Below are 22,656 nucleotides of genomic sequence, written 5' to 3'. Positions count from 1 at the left end.
TGTCATTTAAATTAAAAAAAACACTTCCTAACATTAGAAGTAAATAATGCCTAACAATAATGAAAGACTCATTATCAGTCTTCATCACAAATCAATGAACAATATAAGTTATGCACAATGAAAGACTTGACCCCAGCTTTTGTTCAGGAGAAAAGTAGAATAGATATTTGGAAAGTCCAGTTTATGGGTGTCCTATTCTTTTTCTATTCTTTTTCTTGGAATAGATATTTGGAATAGATATTTGGAAAGTCCAGTTTATGGGTGTCTTATTCTTTTATTCTTTTTTTTGGAAAGTCCAGTTTATGGGTGTCCTATTCTTTCGATGGGTGTCCTATTCTTTCGTCATAACTGGAGACGATCGATCACCCACTGGCGGCGATGTTCGTAGTTGTTTCCCGAAAGGTGATCCTGACCGCAAAGCCACGCCCGGCGGACACAACGAGCGACACAATGGTAGTAGCGTGTACTCGCCGTATCGATCAGATTTCGCCGTGGGCTGGTCATGCGTTCTCCTGTCAGGAATAAAATGGGTTCAGGAGAAAAGTAGAATAGATATTTGGAAAGTCCAGTTTATGGGTGTCCTATTCTCACTATTCTCACTTTTGGAAAGTCCAGTTTATGGGTGTCCTATTCTTACTCTATTCTTACTATTCTTACTATCTTCTTACTCCGGTGTCCTATTCTTACTCTGGTTTATGGGTGTCCTATTCTCACTTCATGGGTGTCCTATTCTCATCATTCTCACTAAAACTGACAACTCAATCATCATCAGTATTAACCATCCCTGAGTCCAAGTGATGCAGACAATACTATTGAGGGTAAATCCAGCTTTTGGATGAAAAACTAACGGATAGGATTCTAGTTGGTACAGGCTGAACCAGCACTACGCGTTTAATCAATCAGGCTTAAAAAAATCAGTCTTACAGTGGTGTCGATGAGTACAACCGACGGCAAGCAAGCACACCCTGAAACCACTGCTGCCCATGCTTTTCAGCAAAGGCTTTCATAGCGGCCAATTTGCCAACTGCACGTTGGAATCGGTTATTCCAGCCTATGGTTTTAAGCCACTCTTCTTCATCTATACCTAACCGGGTCAGAATGGGAGGAGTATCGCCGGGAATGGCTCCCCGTTTGCCCGCTTTGAGTATTCTTCCGCTCCAGTCCACTAATTCAAAGTAGTATTGACGGCTGAACGGAATGGACTCATCCGGGTTTTGTCCAGGGCATTGCAGGGGTTTGAGCAACAGGCCGGTTTTTTTATCAGTCAGATTTTTATTCAGGGCCATTATTCGTTGCTGGATGGATGTGTAGTCGGAGGCTTCTGGTGTATCGGCTATCTTTGCTCTTATGGGGTTAAGATCCACGTAAGCCATGCAAGTGAGGATAGCTGCCTCATCCAGCAAGGCTTGGCTTTTGAAGCGACCTTCCCAGAATCGGCCTTTGCAGCCATCTTCCTGATTGGCTTCACGGGCCAGATGTTCGTTGAGGCAGCGCATAAACCAGCTGATGTCTTGCAATCGCTCCCGGTATAATTGCGCGTATTCATCGACCCGGCATTGTTCTGCATCATCCAGTTTCTCACCGGCAAGATAACGCTGAACCAGCATTGGCCCATTAAATAATTGTGTCCAGCGTTTGAGCACCTCCCGGTCACACCACTGCTTCGCGGCAGAGGCGTTGATGTGCAGCACAACATGGTAATGATTGGACATGATGGCATAGGTGAACGCAGTGCGGTTCGTTTCGGGCATCCATCCGGTACATTAAAAGTCGGGGCAGAAGCAGTACTTAAAGAGGGTCAGTGGTCTGTCACCAAAGCGATGATGAGTCGCAGTGCCAGGGTGTTAATGGAAGGTCTGGTCAGGGTGCCCGGTGATAGTCTCTGATGAAATGCCTGCTATTCGTTTGATTTTTTCCCGGGGGGGGGGGTAGACAGGACTGCTTTTGCTGAATGAGTCAAACTAACATGAAACCATGGACTAGACTTGTTCAGGGCTTGTTTGAGAGATATTGAAAACTGCGATTTTCACCGTTTTTCTCTCGGGCAGGACTTGACAGGAAACATTGATAAATCCGGGTTGGTGGCTTAAGTCAGAGCTATTGACTCAGAGAGGATATTGATGATGAATCGTTCAATGGTTTTAATAGTATTGTCTCTTTATGCATTCATCTTTTATCCATCGGCAGGTGCCAGTGAGATATATCGTCTTGTTGAGCCCAGTGACACGGTAACGCAGCCAGTGGAAGTGGGGCTTCGCATGGTAAGCTGTGGTGGTTCACAGTTGTTCCGCTGTGCAAGAATAACAATGCAGATGAGTCCGGAAGCCTATGATTTACTCGGCCAGCCAAAAGAAATGGCGTGGAGCTATATCGCTGTTGGTGTGAGCATTGAATGTCGCCCTTTTGTCGGTTTTCTCAGTTGTCATCATAATAATATGAATGTCAGCTCTTCAGCGAAGATAGTCTACGATGCCACTAATGATGAGTATCACTCGCTGCAAACTGGAGGCACTTTCAAGTCGGGGGTTGGGTTTATGCTGACCTCCGTTTGTCTTCAGGATGGAGCACAATATAACTGTCAGAAAGTTTACCTGGTGAGAAACAGCTATAAAGACGACTATGTTTTCAAGACTGTCTATTTCAACTCTCTATCTCAACTCTCTATCTCAACTCTCTAACTCAACTCTCTAACTCAACTCCCCTGACTGAAGTTTTGTGACAATCTCTTGCGCGGGATGACGATGTCTATTTTAAATGGTTTATTCCCTTACTTCAGCCTTCTGGCCAGACTGGCCTGGTCCATTATCCGTGTCGCAATCTCTTCGACGGAAAACTCCGTGGTATCGATATAACGGATCTGTTCCTGACGATAAATCTGTTCTACCGCGCGTACCTCGTACTGGCACTGCCTTGCTGATGAATAATGACTGTCAGGACGACGCTCGTTGCGGATTCCAACCAGACGAACCGGGTTAATGGTCAGGCCAAAGAGTCGTTCTTTATAAGGTTTGAGCACATCCGGGAGCCTGACCCCTTTATCCAGATCATCCTCAGTAATGGGGTAATTCGCCGCGAAAATACCGAACTGTAAGCCCAGATAAATACAGGTGGGGGTTTTTCCAGAGCGTGATGCTCCCAGTAAAATAATATCGGCTTTTTCATAGTGCCTGAATCGTGCGCCATCATCGTTATCCAGGGCAAACTGAACCGCCTCAATGCGGCGGTGATAGCTGTCACTACGGGTCGTGGATCGCTTTTTACCAACCGTATAAAGCGGATGGGAACCGAGTTCACCCTCAAGCCCGGGCAAAAAAGTGGCAAAAAGGTCAATAATGTAAGCACCACTGGTGTGGAGCAGCCTGTTCACCTCTTCATTAAGTACCGTCATAAAAATAATCGGCTGGACAACTTCCTGTCGCTGCGTTTCCCTGATCAGCGTTAGTGCCTTAATGGCTTTCTCAGGAGTATCCATATAAGGAAGCGTATTGTGACGAAAGCCGGGGCCTGAAAACTGGGCAAGAAGACTTTGACCAAAGGACTCGGCCGTTATTCCAGTACCATCAGAGATAAAAAATACTGATCGCTCCATTAAAAACACTCCAGCAGCCGATTTTCAGCGATTAATAGCCTCAAATAACACCATTTTCTTCTGGTTTTGGAATACATTATTTAAAGCAGTGTTATCACAAGTAAAAAATTCTTCCAATTTATAACATTATCTAACAAACTATACCGGATTATTCCCGATGAGAGAAACAGTGTCGTCTTATTTGAAGTGCTGTGACAGCCTTTCTGCGCCACAGCATTTTCCGCGCCACAGCGCAGTAGGTACACTCTCAACGGCGAAACCAGTGGTAAATCATCAAAGCACAGGAGGAGAATGGCTTGAACATTTCATCTTTACCAAAGTTTGTGGTGAGCCTGAACGCTCTGGGTAATAGCGATGTAGGGCGGGTAGGTGGGAAAAACGCCTCGTTGGGAGAAATGCTCAGCCATCTTGGCAATGCCGGGGTACGTGTGCCTGGTGGTTTTGCCACCACCGCAGAGGCCTATCGTGATTTTCTGGATGGCTCCGGCCTGTATGATCGAATTCATACGCTTCTGGATGAGCTGAATATTGATGATATCCAGCAGTTGACACAAGCGGGTGCCAAAATCCGCCAGTGGATTATGGATGAGCCATTTCAGTCAGAATTTGAACAGGCCATTGTCAATAGTTATCGGGAGCTCTGTGGCGACCAGAAAGATCTTGCCGTTGCTGTTCGCTCATCGGCCACTGCAGAAGATTTGCCGGATGCTTCATTTGCTGGCCAGCAGGAGACGTTCCTGAATATTCGCGGTGAGCAGAATGTGCTCAGGGCTGTTCGGGAAGTCTTTGCCTCATTGTTTAATGATCGGGCTATTTCATACCGTGAGCATCAGGGCTTTGACCATCGTGATGTCGCTCTTTCTGCCGGTATCCAGCGGATGGTTCGCAGTGAAACCGGCTCGGCTGGTGTGATGTTCACCCTTGATACTGAATCTGGCTTTCGTGATGCGGTCTTTATTACCTCATCCTATGGACTGGGTGAGACTGTTGTTCAAGGCGCTGTCAATCCGGATGAATTTTACGTCTATAAACCCGCCCTGGAAGCTGGCCACTCTGCCATATTAAGACGAAATATGGGCAGTAAAGCCATTCAGATGGTCTACGGTGATACGGGTGAGACCGGTCGTTCTGTACAGACGGTGGATGTGGACCTGGCGAAACAGAATAAGTTTTCTATCAATGATCAGGATGTTCTTGAACTGGCCCGACAAGCCATGGCTATTGAGGCGCATTACGGTTGTCCGATGGATATCGAATGGGCCAAAGATGGTGATGACCAGCAACTTTATGTGGTTCAGGCCAGACCGGAAACGGTGCAGAGCCGGACTCAGTCCAGAACCCTCGAACGCTATCGTTTGCTGAAACCCGGTAAAATACTGGCGGAAGGGCGCAGTATTGGCCAGCGCATTGGCCAGGGGCGCGTCTGCATGGTGGATGATCTGGCGGATATGGATCGGGTTAAGGTGGGCGATGTGCTGGTTACGGACATGACCGACCCGGACTGGGAGCCGGTGATGAAACGGGCTTCGGCCATTGTCACCAATCGTGGTGGACGAACCTGCCATGCGGCTATTATTGCCCGGGAACTGGGCATCCCTGCGGTGGTCGGTTGTGGTGATGCCACCCGTCTGTTGAAAGATGGCCAGACGGTGACTGTTTCCTGTGCAGAGGGTGATGCCGGCTTTATTTATGACGGTGAATTACCCTTTGAACATCAGAAGAAAGATCTGGATGAAATGCCAGAGCTGTCCTTTAAAATCATGATGAATGTGGGTAATCCTGACCGGGCCTTCAGTTTTTCCAGATTGCCCAATGCGGGTGTTGGCCTGGCCCGGCTGGAATTCATTATTAACAAGATGATCGGCGTTCACCCCAAAGCCCTGCTCAACTACGACCGCATGCCGGAATCGGTAAAGCACCAGATTGATGAACGCATGGCGGGTTATGACAATCCAGTGGATTTTTACGTTGAAAAACTGGTGGAAGGCGTTGCTACCATTGCAGCGGCTTTTGCGCCGGAAAAAGTGATTGTCCGTCTTTCTGACTTCAAATCTAATGAATACGCCAACCTGGTGGGTGGCAGCATTTATGAGCCCCATGAAGAGAATCCCATGCTGGGTTTCCGGGGTGCATCCCGTTATATCTCGGAAGACTTCCGCGATTGCTTTGAGCTGGAATGTCGGGCCATGAAACGGATTCGGGAGGAATTTGGCCTGACTAATGTTGAGCTGATGGTGCCTTTTGTCAGAACACCGGATGAGGCCCGTCAGGTGATTAAAATCATGTCTGATTTTGGTCTTCGTCGGGGTGAGAACGGGTTAAGAATCATTATGATGTGCGAGCTGCCCTCCAATGCGCTGCTGGCGGATGAGTTTCTTAACTACTTTGATGGTTTTTCCATTGGCTCTAATGATATGACCCAGTTAACCCTTGGGCTTGACCGGGACTCCGGGTTAATCGCCCATCTGTTTGATGAGCGCAATCCGGCCATAAAACAGTTGATCTCCATGGCCATTCAGGCCTGTCGTCGGCAGGGAAAATACATTGGCATCTGTGGTCAGGGTCCCAGTGATCATCCGGACCTTGCCCGCTGGTTGGTGGAGGAGGGGATTGATACCATTTCACTGAATCCAGACTCGGTTCTGGAAACCTGGCTCTATCTGGCTGAATAGAACCTGAAAATAGTATCGACATAACTTCCCGGTTGTCACTCACTTCGTTACTCCCCTTGCGCGGGAGTGACGGTAATTAACTCTGAAAGGACTTCGGATTGGCGTAAAGCATTAAGGGGATATATTTCTGATAGTGGGTGAAATCTTTATCGGTTGTCAGGATGGGTATCTGCTGTTGAATGGCAACGGCGGCAATCAGAAAGTCCGTATGTGAACCCTGAATACCCTTGCGCTGGCAAGTGTTAGACAGCCCCGCAGCGCTTATATAGTCGACCGTTGAAATGGATAGCAGATCAAAAGCCGAGAGTTTGGCCTTTAGGTTGATAAACTGTTGTTCATGACGAATGCCGGTCAGTACTTTCTGGAGTATCGGGCCGATCATCACTGCCCGATGTTGCCGGATCAGCCGCTGTAAAAGGAGTGTTTCTGCTGCTAAAGGCAGGTTGGGTGCCTTGCGACGAAGCGCTGCAGACCATACGCAGGTATCGACCAGTACCATTATTTCTGCCCGGATGTATGGCGAGCCGCTTTGCCAGCGGTATCCGGTTCATAATCAATCGTTCCGAAGTCATCAAGTAGTTCCAGCTGTTTGCGGTGACGAATAAATTCTGCCAGGGCTTCATTCACTGCCGCTCTTTTGGTCTTATATCCCCCCAGTGCCTGAACCTGGGCGATCAGATCGTCATCAATAGCGAGGTTTGTTGGCATGTTGAAAGCGCTCTCCAGATAATGAGTTACACAATGGGTTACACATATTTTATGTTTAGTCTGTACTGATTCAACAATTCAAGTCCATGCATCCCTTGTACACCTTATAGCAACGGACATTTTTGAAGAGTCAGGATTATTTATACTCGGTGAACTTTGTGCATTTTGTGGTTATCCTGTTGACTGCGAATGACCACCGGAGAATAAAAATGACCTTTACCACCCCCGATCTTTGTGATGATTTTCCCGCCAGCATAAAGGTAGTTGAGCCGGGCTTTCAAAGCTACGGCGGCAACACCCGGTTCAGTGGTGAAATCGTTACGATAAAGTGTCATGAAGATAACTCTCTGGTTCGTGAACAGCTATTTAAGGAAGGCCAGGGTAAAGTGCTGGTGGTGGATGGTGGTGGTTCCATGCGCTGTGCGCTATTAGGCGATATGCTGGCTGAACAGGCGGTGGCCAATGGCTGGCAGGGTATTGTGGTGTTTGGCTGTATTCGTGATGTGGAAGTAATTGCCGGGCTGAGTCTTGGCGTTCAGGCACTGGGTGCGCACCCAGTGAAAACCGATAAGAAAGGTGTAGGAAAGCTAAATGTACCGGTTCGCTTTCATGGTGTTGATTTTTTTTCAGGGCAATACCTTTATGCTGATTTGAACGGCATTGTGATTTCGGAAGATAAATTAGCCTGATGATTTTCTGGTTTTAAAAATTGCCCTGATGGTCGCAAATTACACTCTGTTCACTCGGAGTAATGTGTGTTACGAACGGTCATTTTAATAACGTTTTTTCCTATAATAAGCCATTGTTTAACAAGCATTTTCATAACTTATTACTATTGATTATTAATTAAACTGATGTTCGGAAAATACTGATCTAAAACAACCGGTTTATTTCAAAAAGGCGAAGGTTTTCTTTTATTTTTGCGGTAATATCCGCGTCCAATAGAACGTCGGGACCCGGAGCATGTCCAAGATAGACTCCTGACTACCCTGACCACCACCTATCCTAGAACCCCCCTCCAACGGAGAAAGCTCCAGTGAGAAAGACCAAGATCGTCTGCACCATCGGCCCTAAGTCTGAATCCCATGAAATGCTGACCAGGCTGACTGAGTGTGGCATGAATGTGATGCGCCTTAACTTCTCCCATGGTGACTTTGACGAGCATGGTGCCCGTATTGCCAGCCTCCGAAAAGTGATGACTGAAACCGGTAAACGTCTCGCGATTCTGCTGGACACCAAAGGACCGGAAATCCGTACGGTTAAGCTGCAGGGCGGTAACGATGTACTGCTGAAAGCGGGCCAGGAATTTACCCTGACCACTGACACTACAGTGATTGGCGACAATACCTGTGTAGCGGTTACCTACCCGGGCCTGGCTGACGACCTGAAACCAGGGAACACAGTTCTGCTGGACGATGGCCTGATTGAGCTGACCGTAAAAGCGGTTAAGGACAAAGCCATTGTCTGTGAAGTGAAAAACAGTGGTGAGCTGGGTGAAAACAAAGGCGTTAACCTGCCTGGCGTTAATGTTAACCTGCCAGCACTGTCTGAAAAAGATAAAGCAGATCTGGTCTTTGGCTGCGAGCAGCGCGTTGATTTTGTTGCGGCTTCCTTCATTCGTAAAGCCAGCGATGTAAAAGAAATTCGTGAATTACTGGATGCCAATGGTGGCCAGGAAATTCAGATTATTTCCAAAATCGAAAACCAGGAAGGCGTCGATAATTTTGATGAAATCCTGATTGAATCTGATGGCATCATGGTTGCCCGTGGTGACCTTGGTGTTGAAATTCCGGTTGATCAGGTGATTTTTGCCCAGAAGATGATGATCAGCAAGTGTAATCAGGCTCGTAAGCCGGTTATTACAGCAACCCAGATGCTGGATTCCATGATCAAGAATCCTCGTCCAACCCGTGCCGAAGCCGGCGATGTGGCGAATGCCATTCTGGATGGTACTGATGCTGTCATGCTGTCTGGTGAAAGTGCCAAGGGTAAATACCCTGCAGAATCCGTACAGGTAATGGCGACCATCTGTAACAGTACCGATGACAGCATGGAACTCAGAGTGGAAGCGTTTGATGCAGAAATCGACGATTATCGCAGCATCACTCAGGCCGTTTGTCGTGGTGCGGTGAAAACTGCGGATCTCCTGGCCGCCAGGTTGGTTATCGTGGCTACCGAGCAGGGCAAGTCCGCACGTTCACTGCGTAAGTTCTTCCCTAAAGCTCAGATTCTGGCCCTGACCTCTTCTGAGAAAACAGCAAACCAGTTGTGCCTGAGCAAGGGTATTACTACCAGCCTGGTGCCTCAGCAGGCCAATACCGATGCTTTCTATAAGCTGGGTAAAGAGCTGGCGGTTGAACAGGGTCTGGTTCGCTCTGGTGATGTTGTGGTTATGGTTTCCGGTGCTCTGGTCGATTCAGGTACTACCAATACTTCTTCTGTCCATGTGATTGACTAATCTTCCTGATCTGAAGATTATCTGCCTTTAACTCATGTTGGCTGTCTGCCAGTTGTCAGTCAGCTAACATGCAGTTCCTATATATACCCTTTCATAACATTCCTCATTATTGGTTCAAGTATCATAACTCAGGCTTTAGTCTGCCTGCGGGTAAATACTTCTATGACTGCTGCCGACAATAAGAAGCAATGGATCGTTTATGGGGCTCGGGCAGATGAAAGGCGTTATTTTCACTGAGTTCATGGAAATGGTGGCGTCACGTTTTTCTATTGAAGTCGCCGAGCAGATGATTGAGGCTTGATGGGTTATGGATGAGAAAGCCTGGCAGAAACGATACGAGCGAGAAAAAACAGCCCGACTTCAAGCGGAAAAAATAGCAGAAGAAAAAATCCGTGAAATTTCCTGCCGTAACCTTGAATTAAAAAATCTGACTGAGAATCTTGAGCAGCAGACTAAAGAGCGCACAGCAGAACTGGAAGCTAATAACCATCGCCTTGTTGACTCCAGAAATGCGCTGCGAGCCCAGAAAAAAGAATTGCAGGAAACTAATCAGCGACTGCGGGAAAAAGCGGCGGAGTTGGAAAACGTCAGTCACCATAAATCCCAATTCCTGGCTAATGTATCTCATGAGTTGAGAACTCCGCTGAATAGTCTGATGATTCTGGCGAGTCTTCTGGCTGACAATCAGGAAGGTAACCTGACCTCTGAACAGATCCAGTCGGTACAGATAATATTTAATAGTTCCAATGAGTTACTGGAGATAATTGAAGATATACTGGATATGTCCAGGGCAGAGGCTGGCGAACTCAGTATCTATCATGAAGATATTTTACTGGGGGATATCTGGCGTAGCCTTACTGACCAGTTTATGCCAGTCAGTAAGGAGAAAGGGATTGAGTTTGAGGTGGTGTGCGCACCTGACCTGCCTGAATGGATACACACGGATCGTAAACGGTTAAAGCAAATTCTGAAAAATCTGCTGGCCAATGCTTTTAAGTTCACTCCCAAAGATGGATCTATAAAACTGGTGATCCATAAAGAAACCTGGCGTTTAGGTAAAGAGTACACATCTGAGGGGCTGGTTTTTCAGGTCATCGATAATGGCGTTGGGATTCCTGTAGAGAAACACGAAACGGTTTTCCATTTGTTTAAACAGGCCGATGGAGCCATAAGCCGTAAGTACGGTGGTACAGGTCTTGGGCTTTCAATTTCCAGAAAGCTCGCACGTTTGCTTGAAGGTGATTTGACCCTGGAAAGTGAAGAGAACAAGGGGGCTACATTTTCCCTTCTGTTGCCACCACTGACATTGGTTACTACTGAAGAGTCCATCAGGGGTGTTGACAGTGAGTTTATTATTGTCAGTGAAGAAGATACCACGGACTATTTCAGTGGCCAGCAGGTTCTTCTGGTGGATGATGATTTAAGAAACAGCTTTGCTTTATCCCGACTACTTGAAGGTCAGGGGCTCAAGGTGCATCTGGCGGAAAGTGGCGAGCAGGCATTGAGTTTCCTGGAAGAGAATAAGAACATCGAGCTTGTGTTGCTGGATTTGATGATGCCGACTATTGATGGGTGCGCAGTGCTAGCGCAGTTCAGGAGCAAAGTAGAATTACAACTGATGCCTGTCATCATACTCACCGGCAGTACACTCAAGGATGATGAGGTTCGTTGCCGGGCAGCGGGCGCAGATGATTATCTGCAGAAACCTGTGGAAGTCAGAGTGTTGATAAACCGTATTCAAAGCTGGCTGACTGCCTAGTACATGGTTTCATTGAAATTGACCGGTGACGTAGGTTGGGTCGAGCGAATGCGAGCCCCAACACAAACCCTCAGCAGCAAAAAACAATCCGCAAAAAAAACGGCACCGGCAATTCAGACTGTCAATATTTAACGGCTGTTTATGGGGGGCGGCGAGATTTGTTGGGGCTCGCTCCGCTCGACCCAACCTACCGGTCAAACCCATTGAAACCATGTGCCAGGAGGCTGCAATACTACCTGAGAAACAGGCAATAACTCCCTGTTTCTTTTGATGGTTTTCAAAATGCAGGAGTCGATAAATAGCACCGCGATACTTAAAGGCTCCGGTAATTTGTAACGACTCAGCTTTTACCAGAACCTACCATCAATCAGCTCACTTAAATAACCTGACTTTAAGGGCGGTGTCGTTCGGACATATTTTCTGATCTGCTGAAAAGCACGATTCAGATCCTGTTTTTCAGGAACTGTTATGGGGCTAAATAATATCGGGGAGATCGTCACGCATTAAAAAATGGTCAGGATTCGTTGCGGGTTTCTCTGTTTTTTTGATAATTTCGGAAATTATCGATGACAGGCTGCTCAGCGCAGTCAACAAGCCAATAGTCATTGGGCAAACCTTTGCAAACAGGACGGAGCTGGATGTATTAATATGAGCCAGTATGTCGGCAATGATGGTTCCTGCCATGCCAGTGACGGAGCTGTAAAGATAGGCTTTATAAAAAAGCACGGCGATCCAGAATGGCCTGAGCCATTTTTCCAACCTTGCGGGGATACTCGCTGGCCAGGTTATTGTATTCACCGGGATCATCCGCAACATTGTATAGCTCATGGGTTACCGTCGTGGCCAGAGGTTCCATCGTCACCCACTGTACCAGTTTCCAGTCACCATCGTTCATTCGGGTGGAATACCTGCTGAGAATGTCCAAGGTGCCATTTGCCAAACATGGCCGTCTGATAACCTGCTGCCTGAAAGCTCTCCGGCATGAAATGCTCATCAGTATGAACGCCGCCACTATCCCAGGGGAGAAGAACACTGTAAGCAACCCCAAGTCTCATAGGGTCTCGCCCGGTCATTAGTGCTGCACGGGTAGGGGAACAGATCGGGGCGGTATAGAACCGATCCAGGGTCATGCCTTCTTTGGCCAGGCTATCCAGAGATGGGGTTTCTATACCCGACCCCCTGAAACCCGGATCTGCATAGCCAATATCATCCGCCAGCATAATGATGATATTCGGTTTGTCCGGTACCGATGTCAGATTATTTTCAGCGAGTGCAGGGAAGGTCGCGACAACAGCCGTTGCCAGAGCTGTCTTTATTATTGTTTTCATTCTCATGACTCTCGGGAAGTTCTCTCAGAAAAACTCAGGCAGTTCTGGATTGTCTGGCAATTTTTATCATCGGCTCATGTCTTTTTTTTATTTTCATGGTCAGATTAACTCTGTCAGTTTATTGGTTATTTCAATAAAGCGGCATCAATTGGCAGCTGCCTGGTGCCAAGGTCGGTGTGACAGAAGCTGTCTTCATATTTCAAGCCCCAGCCAATGGTGCGATCAAATGCACAATGAGACAGCCAGACCAGGCCCAGCTGTTGGGCCATGGCTGTTTCAGTGGTAAAACCGGCAACCAGTAACAGGGTTGGCCAGATAAAGCAGTGAATCAGGTTATAGGTAAATGCGCCGAATGATTTGCTCTTGAGATAGCCCAGTAGGGAAAGGTCGGGCAGGGCAAAAGTCAGCGCAAAAAACAGCCAGGAAAAACCAAAGTAATGGTATAGATAGAGACTGCAAATCAACACAGCCGTGGCTTCCAATCGTTTCTGAATGATCGGTTCAGTGATTTTCATGCCACCTGCTCCTGTTTGATATTCAGGGGGCAGTGAACGCCGCCAGGCACTTCAATGGTGGTGACACAACGGTTGCAATGGGTGCATCCGTTAACGTAGTTATCCTGTTGAGCCATGGCATTTTTGACGTAATCAGGATCTTTGATCAGTGCCCGGCCAATCTGCACAAAGTCGATGCCTTCAGCCATCACTGTTTCCAGGCTTTCCATGGTGTGACAGCCACCGATATAAACCAGCTGGGCATTTTTTACCCGGTCCCGAACCCGTTTGCAGCCGTCCAGGAAATAGAGCTCTTCGTAGGGGTACTCCTTGAATAGTTTGGGGCCCATAAAACGGAAAGCCGCTTTCATAATCGGGTTGGTTTGTGACTCTGCCATGCCCTCAGCAATAGAATCACCCCGGAACATATGCATGACGTTGTAGCTGCTGGTGCCACCACTGGTAATCAGGGCATCAATACCGCCTTTATCAAGATGAGCCGCGACTTCAATGGCCTCATCCCGTGATAACCCACCCCGAACAGCATCAGTCAGCCCCATTTTGCCAAGAATTGGAAAATCATCACCGACGGCTTTACGAACCGCTTCCAGGGCACGAAGTGGTAAACGCATTCGATTTTCAAGACTACCGCCATAGCGGTCTGTCCGTTTATTAGTTTTAGGGCTGATAAACTGGCTAAGACCATAACCGTGACCAAAATGAATCTCGATGGCATCGAAGCCAATCTCCTTCATTATCAGTCCTGCTTCATAATAGGTATTCACCATGTAGTCGATGTCTTTTTCAGTCATGGCATCGGACCATGGCTTGCCAACGGTCAACCCCAGAGGGTTGATCATGGCCGTAGGACCTTTAGGGCGTTTTAACCGCTGAAGCTTACGATTTTTGGAGAAGTGCCCACAATGAGCCATTTGACCAGAAACTCTGGCCCCGGTGGATTTTAAATCAGTGATTATATCGCCCAGGGGTTTACGGACGTAGTCGCCCATATACATCATCTGATCGTTAACACGGCCATCTGGATCAGTGGTGCAATAACCGATAGTGGTCATGCCTGCACCACCATCACAGAACTCGCGATGAAATTTGTGTAAGGCATCGCCGGGAATTCCATCGGGGGTTTTCCCTTCAAAGGTGGCGGCCTTAATGATGCGATTACGAAGTTCAAGAGTTCCCAGCTTCGCCGGGCTGAACGCTTTCTGCAGTAACGGGCTCATTTTCTTATTGTTCTTGCTTGTGTAATGATGTTGCATAAGTTATGCAATGAGATTGCATAAATCAACTAAAGAATGCATTTTTACTTATTTCAGAGACTCATAGAATGGTTGTTGCAGATCAGTGATGGTAAAAAGAAAAACCCAGGCAGAGAGACGAGAGGAGACAAGGCAACAGGTACTTGATAGCGCCAGTCGTCTGTTTGGTAAAAATGGATATGCCAATACCTCACTGGATGACATTGCCCGGGATTGTGGGCTGACGACTCGCCCGGTATATCACTATTTTGGAAATAAGCTTGCTCTGTTCCGGGCAGTGAATGATGTGATGATTACCAGAATTCTGGATATACAGCATCAACCCCGGTCCGGCGATAAAGCCTCCCGATTTATGGCTATCTGGGACGCCTTCCTGGTTCTTTGTGATGACCCTGCTTTTCGTCAGGTAGTACTTATTGATAACCCGACCATTCTCGGACGGGAACGTTGGAAAAACAGCCCGGTCACTGCCAGGGCTGAAGCACTCCTTATGAATCAGCAGCAGGGAAGTGAGGGGCAGTATCGCCAGCAACTACTCAGTCGAATGGCCATTGCAGCCATGGCAGAAGCGGCACTTATGATTGCTGAGGCGGATGATATTGATCTGGCCAAACAGGAGGCGAGGGAAGTGGTTAATAATGCAATTTCTTTTCTATAGAAAATAGAATGGCCAATGCAATTTCAGAAAGGTGGGACTGACTTAACCAGTGCTTTAAACAGGCTTGACAGCAAAACTAAGGCTTTTAGCTGTTCTTTTTTAAGGGAGTTCCTGCAATACCCTTCATAGGCTTTTGATTTGGTGTTGGATTCTCATGGTTAACTGTTGTTAGGCGGTCTTTGCGTTTTAAAAGGGTTAACTTGACGAGGTGGTCTCCGTTTGGGGTCAGCCTTAGCCAGTTCTCTTTTGTGTTTTGAGTGGCTGTTATCGAGAAGAGATGTGCGGGGTATAGGAAAAATTTCAGGGGTATCAGCCATTGCCGGGTGGCTTTCTGCTTTTTCTCCAATGCTTTCATCGAGCTTGGGCGATGGAGCTTCATCTTTCTGCACCTCCTCTCTTTTATTAACACAATTAGCCAGAGAGGCGTCAGCGTCAGGTAAGCCTGGATCTATGGAGTGTGAGGAAGCATTACGTTTTATGAGGGCTTTGTCGGACTGTGAAGAAAGAGACTCTCCCCCCTTTGGTTGTTGTAGCTTATTGCAGGAATCCAATGCCGTGACCTGACGGGTATAAAAACTGCCAACTGCTTTTATGAGCGCCTTTAGCCTGTCATTAGGGTGATCTTGCAGGTAGTTACGGTAAGTTTGCTTAGCTACATGCAGGCGTTCGTTAAATGACATGGCTTCCTTCCCATGGCGTGTTATAAGAGATTATTTTTATAAGAATAATCCATGATTTTTAAGTGTTCAAAGCTGGAGCAGGGAGAGGATTATCAATAAGCAATATAAATCAAAAGATCAGGTGTTCAGCCAGCTTTTTGACGAATTCAGAACGTTAACCTCTCTCTTTTAATCACTGACGAGAGAAAAAAACCCGCAAATGCGGGTTTTTTCGTTAAGCGCTGTTACCCGGAATCAGAACTGCTCTTCTTCAGTAGAACCCGTTAATGCGGTTACCGAAGACTGTCCACCCTGAATCACGGTCGTCATATCATCAAAATAACCGGTACCTACTTCCTGCTGGTGGGCCACAAACGTGTAGCCTTTTTCAGCAGCAGCAAATTCTGGTTCCTGAACCATTTCTACGTAGTGCTTCATACCTTCGCCCCGGGCGTAGCTATGAGCCAGCTCAAACATGTTGTACCACATGTTATGGATACCGGCGAGGGTGATGAACTGGTACTTGTAGCCCATATCACTCAGCTCCTGCTGGAATTTGGCGATGGTGGCATCGTCCAGATTCTTCTTCCAGTTGAAAGAAGGTGAGCAGTTGTAGGCCAGCAGTTGGTCTGGATACTCGGCCTGGATTGCTTCTGCAAACCTGCGTGCTTCATCCAGATCAGGGGTTGCTGTTTCGCACCACAGAAGATCGGCATAAGGCGCGTAGGCCAGGCCACGGGCTATAGCCTGTTCAATACCGGCTTTGGTACGGAAGAAACCTTCGGCGGTTCTCCCTCCGGTCAGGTATGGTGCATCGTAAGGATCGCAGTCAGAAGTGATCAGGTCAGCAGCATTGGCATCGGTACGAGCCAGAACAATAGTCGGTACGTCGGCAACATCAGCAGCCAGTCGGGCCGCAGTCAGTTTCTGGATTGCTTCCTGAGTTGGAACCAGTACCTTACCACCCATATGGCCACACTTCTTGACGGAAGCCAGCTGGTCTTCAAAGTGAACGCCAGCAGCACCCGCCTCGATCATGGCTTTCATAAGTTCATAGGCATTCAGTACGCCACCAAAACCCGCTTCGGCATCGGCAACGATAGGCGCAAACATCTCCACATAGCCTTCATCATCCGATGTTTTGCCTGTTTTCCATTGAACCTGGTCTGCGCGACGGAAACTGTTGTTTATACGTTTAACAACGGCAGGTACTGAATCAACCGGATAGAGTGACTGATCCGGATACATAGTACTGGCACTGTTGTTATCTGCCGCAACCTGCCAACCAGAAAGATAGATCGCTTCAATACCTGCTTTAACCTGCTGAACCGCCTGACCACCGGTCAGCGCACCCAGACAGTTAACATAACCTTTCTTTGCCTGATTCCCATATACCAGATCCCAGAGCGTTTCTGCGCCCTGTCTGGCGATGGTATTTTCAATCTTAATAGAGCCTCTCAGGCGAACCACATCTTCTGCCGTGTAGGTTCTGGTCACATTTTTCCAGCGAGGGTTTTCTGCCCAGTCTTTTTCGATGCGGGCGATTTCTTCAGAGCGATTGTAACGAGCCATCTTATTTTCCCTCCCCCGGGAAGCGAGGTGTTGTTATACGACTATAAATTCAGTAAAGCATGCATGAATTCAAACAATCGTTTGATTTTCCATATCCATCCTAAACACCTGAGAAATATTCTGGTAATTTATAAGGGTTATCTTGGGTATTTTTAGAATGAATATTGCACGTGTTGATCTGAATCTGATGGTGTATCTGGATGTTCTGCTCAGAGAGCGCAATGTCACCCGTGCTGCCGAGCAGCTTGGTATTACTCAGCCCGCTATGAGCAACGGGCTTCGCAGGCTTCGGGATCTTTTTAATGACCCGCTGTTGATCAGGACCAGTGGGGGTATGACACCCACTGCACGTGCACTGGAGCTGCAGCCACTGATCCGTGAAGCGTTGCTGGCGATGGAGAAAACCATCCAGCCCAAAGAAGAGTTTGCGCCACAAACCAGTCAGCGGGTATTCAGAATAATGGCATCGGATTATGCCGAGTCCACATTGATCCCGCTGGTTTTGCAGCAAATGCGCTCGACTGCCCCGAACGTTACGCTGGATGTCTTAACCCCCAGTGACGTCACTTTTCATGACGTAGAGCAGGGCTGGGTTGATATGGCCATTAATCGCTTCGATAGCCTGCCACAGTCTTTTCATCAATTGCGAATCTGGCAGGATGACTTCTCCTGCGTGGTGCGTAAAGAAAACCCCATCCTCAACCGCTTTACCCTTGATAGCTATCTTGAAGCCCGGCATATCTGGGCCAGCAAAACAGGCATGGGCGTTGGTGTCGGGGTTAACCCTGAAGATGTTCAGCGGTTGGGCTGGGTTGATGAAGCGTTGGCTGCGGTTGGCAAAAAACGCAGGATCAGTGTCTTCACCCGTCATTATCAGGTGGCCATACTGCTGTCTGCACAAAATGATCTGATCGCAACGCTTCCCAGTCGTCTGGCAGACACACAGCGTTTCAATAGTGAACTGGCCGTGGTCAGGCCTCCTTTTGAGATTCCATCCTTTGACTTATCCATAGCCTGGAGTCCGTTATTACATCATGACTCGGCTCATCAGTGGTTGAGAAATATTATCAAATCGGTAGCGAAGGATTGATAGATTTGGTTATTTATTACTCATCCAAACAACAAATAACAGAGAATAACAATTAACTCTGTCACCGCGTGTTTCAATATGTTTTAATCTGATCACTTTCGCTGATTTCTGCGAAACAAGAGGTGTTTAGCTGTCATCCTCACCTGAAGTACAAAAAAATCAGTTGGATAACAGGAGATAAAAATGGATTGGCTAAGTGACCTGGAAACAGAACATGCACTGTATGATGTTGCTGAAGAGTGCAAGGAGTTTATAGCTGAGTCCTATTATCTGCTGATCTCTGAACAGCAGCAAGATGATGTTCTGGACGACTGATTTTCCTCGTAATTATGATCTTTTTTAGAAACCTTTTTCCTTTGAATAAAGGAAAAGGGTTTCTGTATAATTCTGCTCACCAAGATAATATCTGCATTCCTTTCTCAGCATTTCTTATTACTTCCATTGGCGAAAATAATCCTCAGAGCTAGATTTAGTCCACATTGTTGTCACGATGGACATTCGCATGTTTGCCAGTCGCTCTATTCCGGACAAGGTATGTACTATTCAGGATTTACAATTCCTGGCCAGAAAACGAGTCCCGAAAATGTTTTATGACTACGTCGATTCTGGCTCCTGGACAGAAGGAACTTATAGACATAATGAAAGTGACTTCAGTAAAGTCTTGTTTCGCCAGCGTGTTGGCAGGGATGTTTCGCAACGAACTACATCCTCAATTATGGCCCGAACCCCAGTGGCCATGCCGGTTGCCCTGGCCCCCGTCGGCCTGACCGGCATGCAATATGCCGGGGGTGAGATTCTTGCAGCCCGGGCGGCGGAAGCATTTGGTGTTCCTTTTACTCTATCCACTCTGAGTATCTGCTCTGTCGAAGCGGTTTCAGAGCATACAAAACAGCCTTTCTGGTTTCAGCTCTATGTATTTAAAGATCGCGATTTTACTCAACAATTAATGGCAAGAGCCAGGGTAGCTGGTTGTAATACACTGGTTGTCACACTGGATTTACCGGTTATGGGTCAACGACACAGGGATGTGAAAAACCAGCTCTCAGCGCCGCCCAAAATTTCCTTATCCTCTCTTATGCAGTTTCTGAATCGTCCCGCGTGGTGTCTTAATATGATGCGCTGCCGTCACCGGACCTTTGGCAACATTGTCGGGCATGCCAAAGGCGTTTCAAACCTCAGTTCTCTGGCCTCATGGACATCAGAGCAGCTGGATGCAACGCTGACCTGGAAAGATATTCAGTGGATCCGGGATCAATGGGATGGTTTTTTGATTCTGAAAGGCATACTTGATACCGAGGATTTATATCAGGCAATAGATATTGGTGCCCAGGCCGTTGTGGTTTCTAACCATGGGGGGCGTCAACTGGACGGAGCGCCATCAACCATCAGTATATTGCCTGAGATTATAAAAGCCGCGAATAATCAGGTTGAGATATATATGGATGGAGGTATCCGCTCCGGTCAGGATGTATTAAAGGCCATTGCACTCGGAGCCCGAGGCGTTTTTATTGGCCGTGCGTTCTCTTATGGCCTGGGGGCTGCCGGAGAATCCGGTGTAACCCGAGCTCTGGAAATTATCCATAAAGAGATGGACACGACCATGGCATTGCTTGGTGAACGGGAGGCTGCTGATATTGGCCTGCATAATCTGCTTTTACCCTGAGAATTCATCGGTTCAGGCAGGTAGCTGTACCATTCACATGAGAAATATCCGGCATTACGGTTGTAAATTGGAAATCGTGCTGTGCCTGGATATCATGAACATCGAATTGATTTTGTTTGAAATGGTCGGTAGATAGTTTCAGGTTCAAATTCTGTCTATCCACTCGTTGACTTTTTCAGAGGCTGAGCAGCAGGATAGTGCTGGCAACAGTTAATAATAATGACAATCAGGAAATGAGGTTGAAATGACTGAACGTATCCAGAAGGGTGGCCTGCAAATAGCAACGGTACTCTACGATTTACTGGTCAATGAGATTGTACCTGGAACCGGGGTTGATGCTGATCAATTCTGGCAGTCCCTGGAAGATCTGGTGCAAGACCTTGCCCCTGAAAACAAGGTATTACTGGCTCATCGTGATGAATTTCAGCAGAAAATTGATAACTGGCATCGGCAGAATGTCTATACACCGGATACTCGTCCTGCCTATAAGTCTTTCCTTGAGAATATTGGGTATCTGTTACCGGAAGGTGATGATTTCGCCATTACCACTGAAAATGTGGACAGTGAAATTGCTATTCAGGCTGGCCCCCAGCTGGTAGTACCCGTTATGAATGCCCGATTTGCTCTGAACGCAGCCAATGCACGTTGGGGCAGTCTATACGACGCACTCTATGGCACGGATGTTATTTCTGAAAGTGACGGAGCCGATAAAGGCAAAGGCTATAACCCGGTTCGTGGCAGAAAAGTCATCGAGTTTGGTCGGGAGCTGCTCGATACGGCTGCACCATTAACTGCGGGGAGCCATAAAGATGTGATTCAGTATCAGGTAGTTGAAAACAATCTTACCGTTGCCCTGAAAGATGGTTCAGCTACTTCGCTGAAAGATACGGGTAAGTTTGTCGGCTACACGGGCTCAAAGCATAAGCCAGAATCAATCCTGTTAAAAAACAATGAATTACATATAGATATTCAGATTAACCCTGAAGGCGTTATTGGCAAAGAAGACGCTGCAGGTATTCAGGATCTGATCGTCGAGGCTGCAATTACCACCATTATGGACTGCGAGGATTCAGTGGCGGCTGTTGATGCAGACGACAAGGTTCAGGTATATCGTAGCTGGCTCGGTTTAATGAAAGGAACGCTTGAAGATACTTTCATTAAAGGGGGTAAGCCACTGACGCGTAAACTCAATACTGACCGGGTTTACACGGCACCGGATGGCAGTGAACTGGTTTTACCTGGCCGAAGCCTGATGTTTGTCCGGAATGTAGGTCACCTGATGACTAACGATGCCATTCTGGATGCCGGGGGTAATGAAATTCCTGAGGGCATTATGGATGCTATGTTCACTTCCATGATTGCCATCCATGATCTGAAAAATACAGGCCCGTGCCAGAACTCCCGCAAGGGCAGTGTTTATATTGTAAAACCAAAGATGCATGGCCCTGAAGAAGTTGCCTTTACCTGCAAGCTGTTCAGTGGTATCGAAAGTGCCCTTGACCTTCCTGCCAACACCTTGAAAGTTGGGATTATGGATGAGGAACGCAGAACCTCAATCAACCTGAAAGAGTGCATTCGGGCGGCGAAAGAGCGGATTGTCTTTATCAATACCGGGTTTCTTGACCGAACCGGTGATGAGATTCATACCAGTATGGAAGCGGGCCCCATGATCCCCAAAGGTGAGATGAAACAATCCCGATGGATTCAGGCCTATGAAGATCAAAATGTGGATATTGGTCTGGCCACCGGTTTACCGGGTAAAGCCCAAATTGGTAAGGGTATGTGGGCCATGCCCGATGAAATGGCCAAAATGCTGGAGCAAAAGGCGGGGCATCCACTCTCAGGTGCAAACACCGCCTGGGTGCCATCGCCCAATGGGGCAACTTTGCATGCTACCCATTATCATCAGATCAATGTATCGGCACGGCAGCAGGAATTGGCTGGCCGTAAACGGGCCAGTGTTGATGACATTCTGCAAATACCGGTTCTGGAACAGGGCAGGGAACTGTCACCAGAAACGATTCAGAAGGAGCTGGATAACAACGCGCAGGGCATTCTCGGTTATGTGGTTCGCTGGATTGACCAGGGCGTGGGCTGTTCAAAAGTACCCGATATCAACAATGTCGGCCTGATGGAAGACCGGGCAACATTGAGGATATCCAGCCAGCACATTGCTAACTGGCTTCGTCATGGCATCTGCAGTGAAGATCAGGTTTTGGCAACCATGAAGCGGATGGCGGTGGTTGTTGATCGTCAAAACACCAATGATCCGGCCTATCAACCCATGGCATCCAGTTTCGACGACAGTATTGCTTTCTCTGCGGCCTGTGAGCTGGTTTTCAAGGGGTGTGAACAGCCCAGTGGTTATACTGAGCCGGTTCTTCACCAGAAACGAAAAGAGTTTAAGCGCTTAAAGAGGTGAGGCATTCGCCTCCCTTTGGGAGGTGTCTTTGACTTTTTCAGTTTTTAAAATAGGGTTGAATGTTATTCCAACGCTGTGCAACCCCGGCTGTTCATCCAGACCCTTTTTCTCAGGAAATTTACGCATTAGCAACGACTTAGCCGGGCTGATTAAAGGGACAGCTTCTTCGCTGTGGGGTGATTTCGGGAATTCGCTGATGCTGGTCTTTCCGGTCATTCCCCGCATTTGATCCATTGTCTGTCTCACTGGTTATGAAATATCTGATGCCTGAGACCACTTTAAAACAAATAAGTTCTTTAGAATTATATGT

Annotated in this window: 23 protein-coding genes and 1 pseudogene; 11 read left to right on the top strand and 13 right to left on the bottom strand. The window is 47.5% G+C overall.

All coding sequences use genetic code 11. The features are described from left to right. Positions 1-342 precede the first annotated feature (342 nt). Positions 343-504 carry a hypothetical protein gene (locus RM811_RS08695; protein ID WP_402522982.1) on the bottom strand — a complete coding sequence of 54 codons (162 nt, stop codon included), beginning with the start codon at positions 502-504 and terminating at the stop codon, positions 343-345. Positions 505-920: 416 nt separating this feature from the next. Next, a complete protein-coding gene (locus tag RM811_RS08690; RefSeq protein ID WP_402522980.1) occupies positions 921-1,712 on the bottom strand; it encodes a transposase in 792 nt (263 codons plus the stop codon). 3 nt (positions 1,713-1,715) lie between these two features. Here RM811_RS08690 and RM811_RS08685 point away from each other — a divergent pair. Then, positions 1,716-1,886 (top strand): annotated as a pseudogene (locus tag RM811_RS08685) (PrpF domain-containing protein); the annotation flags it as partial. 234 nt (positions 1,887-2,120) lie between these two features. Then, positions 2,121-2,678: a hypothetical protein gene (locus RM811_RS08680; protein WP_402522977.1), complete on the top strand. Its 558-nt coding sequence runs from the start codon at positions 2,121-2,123 to the stop codon at positions 2,676-2,678. An 89-nt stretch (positions 2,679-2,767) separates the two neighbouring features. Here the strand turns inward: RM811_RS08680 and RM811_RS08675 are convergent, their stop codons facing one another. Beyond that, positions 2,768-3,589: a pyruvate, water dikinase regulatory protein gene (locus RM811_RS08675; RefSeq protein WP_402522975.1), complete on the bottom strand. Its 822-nt coding sequence runs from the start codon at positions 3,587-3,589 to the stop codon at positions 2,768-2,770. Between the two features lie 296 nt (positions 3,590-3,885). On the opposite strand from RM811_RS08675, the gene ppsA reads away from it, so the two are divergent. Further along, positions 3,886-6,261 carry a phosphoenolpyruvate synthase gene (gene ppsA, locus RM811_RS08670; RefSeq protein WP_402522973.1) on the top strand — a complete coding sequence of 792 codons (2,376 nt, stop codon included), beginning with the start codon at positions 3,886-3,888 and terminating at the stop codon, positions 6,259-6,261. Between the two features lie 76 nt (positions 6,262-6,337). On the opposite strand, the gene RM811_RS08665 is transcribed toward ppsA, so the two are convergent. Both RM811_RS08665 and RM811_RS08660 read right to left on the bottom strand, forming a co-directional pair. Further along, positions 6,338-6,760: a PIN domain-containing protein gene (locus RM811_RS08665; protein ID WP_402522970.1), complete on the bottom strand. Its 423-nt coding sequence runs from the start codon at positions 6,758-6,760 to the stop codon at positions 6,338-6,340. Further along, positions 6,760-6,969 (bottom strand): type II toxin-antitoxin system VapB family antitoxin, encoded by a 210-nt coding sequence (locus tag RM811_RS08660; protein ID WP_402522968.1) that lies wholly within the window; start codon positions 6,967-6,969, stop codon positions 6,760-6,762. The genes RM811_RS08665 and RM811_RS08660 overlap by 1 nt, the downstream gene beginning before the upstream one ends. Positions 6,970-7,178: 209 nt before the next feature. On the opposite strand from RM811_RS08660, the gene rraA reads away from it, so the two are divergent. The 3 genes from rraA to RM811_RS08645 all read left to right on the top strand — a co-directional run bounded on the left by rraA (position 7,179) and on the right by RM811_RS08645 (position 11,186). After that, entirely contained in the window at positions 7,179-7,658 is a 480-nt protein-coding gene (gene rraA / locus RM811_RS08655) for a ribonuclease E activity regulator RraA (RefSeq protein WP_402522966.1), read from the top strand. Between the two features lie 347 nt (positions 7,659-8,005). Next, positions 8,006-9,427, top strand: a complete 1,422-nt coding sequence (gene pykF, locus RM811_RS08650) for a pyruvate kinase PykF (protein ID WP_402522963.1) — start codon at positions 8,006-8,008, stop codon at positions 9,425-9,427. Between the two features lie 307 nt (positions 9,428-9,734). Next, complete coding sequence (locus RM811_RS08645) at positions 9,735-11,186, top strand: ATP-binding protein (protein WP_402522959.1); 1,452 nt, start codon at positions 9,735-9,737, stop codon at positions 11,184-11,186. A gap of 474 nt (positions 11,187-11,660) precedes the next feature. On the opposite strand, the gene RM811_RS08640 is transcribed toward RM811_RS08645, so the two are convergent. From RM811_RS08640 to RM811_RS08620, 5 genes are all read right to left on the bottom strand, one after another. After that, entirely contained in the window at positions 11,661-11,912 is a 252-nt protein-coding gene (locus RM811_RS08640; RefSeq protein WP_402522957.1) for a hypothetical protein, read from the bottom strand. Continuing rightward, on the bottom strand, positions 11,899-12,081 hold the full coding sequence (locus RM811_RS08635) for a hypothetical protein (protein ID WP_402522954.1): 183 nt from the start codon (positions 12,079-12,081) through the stop codon (positions 11,899-11,901). The genes RM811_RS08640 and RM811_RS08635 overlap by 14 nt, the downstream gene beginning before the upstream one ends. Next, positions 12,068-12,514 (bottom strand): sulfatase-like hydrolase/transferase, encoded by a 447-nt coding sequence (locus tag RM811_RS08630; protein ID WP_402522951.1) that lies wholly within the window; start codon positions 12,512-12,514, stop codon positions 12,068-12,070. The genes RM811_RS08635 and RM811_RS08630 overlap by 14 nt, the downstream gene beginning before the upstream one ends. Before the next feature lie 125 nt (positions 12,515-12,639). Next, the gene (locus RM811_RS08625) at positions 12,640-13,029 is read right to left on the bottom strand and encodes a DUF4260 domain-containing protein (RefSeq protein WP_402522949.1); all 390 of its coding nucleotides are present in this window, start codon (positions 13,027-13,029) and stop codon (positions 12,640-12,642) included. Next, complete coding sequence (locus RM811_RS08620; protein ID WP_402522946.1) at positions 13,026-14,246, bottom strand: NADH:flavin oxidoreductase; 1,221 nt, start codon at positions 14,244-14,246, stop codon at positions 13,026-13,028. The genes RM811_RS08625 and RM811_RS08620 overlap by 4 nt, the downstream gene beginning before the upstream one ends. Positions 14,247-14,370: 124 nt before the next feature. On the opposite strand from RM811_RS08620, the gene RM811_RS08615 reads away from it, so the two are divergent. Next, entirely contained in the window at positions 14,371-14,940 is a 570-nt protein-coding gene (locus RM811_RS08615; protein WP_402522943.1) for a TetR/AcrR family transcriptional regulator, read from the top strand. Between the two features lie 158 nt (positions 14,941-15,098). Here the strand turns inward: RM811_RS08615 and RM811_RS08610 are convergent, their stop codons facing one another. Both RM811_RS08610 and aceA read right to left on the bottom strand, forming a co-directional pair. Then, positions 15,099-15,620, bottom strand: a complete 522-nt coding sequence (locus RM811_RS08610) for a hypothetical protein (protein WP_402522941.1) — start codon at positions 15,618-15,620, stop codon at positions 15,099-15,101. Positions 15,621-15,854: 234 nt separating this feature from the next. Then, on the bottom strand, positions 15,855-17,171 hold the full coding sequence (gene aceA / locus RM811_RS08605; protein ID WP_402522938.1) for an isocitrate lyase: 1,317 nt from the start codon (positions 17,169-17,171) through the stop codon (positions 15,855-15,857). A 157-nt stretch (positions 17,172-17,328) separates the two neighbouring features. Between aceA and RM811_RS08600 the strand changes: the two genes are divergently transcribed. The 4 genes from RM811_RS08600 (at position 17,329) to RM811_RS08585 (ending at position 22,346) form a co-directional block, all read left to right on the top strand. After that, positions 17,329-18,261, top strand: a complete 933-nt coding sequence (locus tag RM811_RS08600) for a LysR family transcriptional regulator (protein WP_402522936.1) — start codon at positions 17,329-17,331, stop codon at positions 18,259-18,261. 183 nt (positions 18,262-18,444) lie between these two features. Continuing rightward, entirely contained in the window at positions 18,445-18,576 is a 132-nt protein-coding gene (locus RM811_RS08595) for a hypothetical protein (RefSeq protein WP_402522934.1), read from the top strand. Between the two features lie 187 nt (positions 18,577-18,763). Next, positions 18,764-19,924 carry an L-lactate dehydrogenase gene (locus tag RM811_RS08590; protein ID WP_402522932.1) on the top strand — a complete coding sequence of 387 codons (1,161 nt, stop codon included), beginning with the start codon at positions 18,764-18,766 and terminating at the stop codon, positions 19,922-19,924. Positions 19,925-20,168: 244 nt separating this feature from the next. Continuing rightward, a complete protein-coding gene (locus RM811_RS08585) occupies positions 20,169-22,346 on the top strand; it encodes a malate synthase G (RefSeq protein ID WP_402522930.1) in 2,178 nt (725 codons plus the stop codon). Here RM811_RS08585 and RM811_RS08580 read toward each other — a convergent pair. Further along, positions 22,335-22,562 carry a hypothetical protein gene (locus tag RM811_RS08580; RefSeq protein ID WP_402522928.1) on the bottom strand — a complete coding sequence of 76 codons (228 nt, stop codon included), beginning with the start codon at positions 22,560-22,562 and terminating at the stop codon, positions 22,335-22,337. The genes RM811_RS08585 and RM811_RS08580 overlap by 12 nt on opposite strands. Positions 22,563-22,656: the final 94 nt, after the last annotated feature.

The organism is Endozoicomonas sp. (assembly GCF_031844845.1).
GTDB lineage: Bacteria > Pseudomonadota > Gammaproteobacteria > Pseudomonadales > Endozoicomonadaceae > Endozoicomonas.
The sequence above is the reverse complement of the archived record's forward strand: the minus strand, read 5'-3'. Positions and strand labels throughout refer to the sequence as shown.